1 protein-coding gene is annotated in these 1,195 nt (G+C 44.0%); it reads left to right on the top strand.

Annotated elements, in window-relative coordinates; genetic code table 11:
* A partial coding sequence (dnaB, locus tag ACM0OS_RS28925; RefSeq protein WP_414546612.1) for a replicative DNA helicase occupies positions 1–1,104 on the top strand: 1,104 nt, incomplete at its 5' end.
* Positions 1,105–1,195: the final 91 nt, after the last annotated feature.

The raw sequence follows: 1,195 nt of genomic DNA, 5'->3' as shown, positions 1-1,195 counted from the left end.
GAAACTGGTTTGCTAATTGCTGTTACTGTACCTCATAACAGCCGGAAAGGCTGTAACATCGATGCCTTAGCTGATTTGGTCATGGAAAAATACCACCGACGACAGTTAATCAAAGCGGGGAACGAAATTGTCAAACTGGCTTACCAAACTGAAACTGAGTTCAACACCGTTCTTGACCAAGCTGAACAAGAAGTTTACTCCATAAAATCCGAGAATTCTGCCAGTGACTTGGTTCACATCTCTCATTCCCTGGCTAATACTTTTAGCGAAATTGAAGCTCGTCATGCTGGCACTGCTTCCCCTGCCATCTCTACTGGATTTTATGATTTTGATAATTTACTTGGTGGTGGATTCCGACGCAAACGATTGTACGTACTTGCTGCTCGTCCCTCTGTTGGTAAATCTGCCCTGGCTGGTAATCTCGCTCTCCACGTCAGTCAAATCAGTCAATTGCCTGTCACTATATTCAGCCTGGAAATGTCTCAAGACGAATATGTTCAACGTTTACTCAGCAGTGAATCAGGAATTGAAAACAGCTTTTTGGAAACTGGCCGACTTTCAGACAACCAATGGCAACCATTAAGCCACGCCGTGGGACAGCTTTCTGAACAACCCATTTTTATCAACGATCATTCCTGCCCTTCTTTGACTGAAATTCGTAGCCAAGTCCGTCGTGTTGCTGCCCAGTATGGTGGCGTTAGCCTTGTGGTTGTGGATTATTTGCAACTTTTGACTGAAGCCACTGATTCTCGTTTCAACATGACTCAACGAGTCGGACAAATTAGCCGGGGCTTAAAACGTCTTGCCAAAGATTTGGATGTCCCTGTTCTCGCTTTAGCTCAATTAAACCGCGAAGTTGAAAGCCGTAACGACAAACGTCCTCTATTGAGTGATTTAAGAGACAGTGGCGCTGTTGAACAAGACAGTGATGTTGTCATCATGCTTTACCGTGACGATATCTACAATCCTGATACTCCAGATCGTGGCATCTCTGAGTTAATTGTTCGTAAGCAGAGAAATGGCCCTACTGGTACAGTCAAACTTTTGTTTGACCATCAGTTTGCCAAATTTAAAAATTTATCTCACGGTCGCTCTTTCACTTGAAAAAAGTTTTTGGGTGTAGGGTATGGGTTCTCTACACCCCTTAGTGGTGCAGAAAAGTCTTGAACCGCTTGTATACCAGGAGTCTGACTGA

It is taken from the genome of Nostoc sp. CCY0012 (genome assembly GCF_963920855.1).
Classification (GTDB): domain Bacteria; phylum Cyanobacteriota; class Cyanobacteriia; order Cyanobacteriales; family Nostocaceae; genus Cyanocohniella.
Note: the sequence above shows the minus strand (reverse complement) of the source record. Positions and strands in the feature narration are given on the sequence as shown.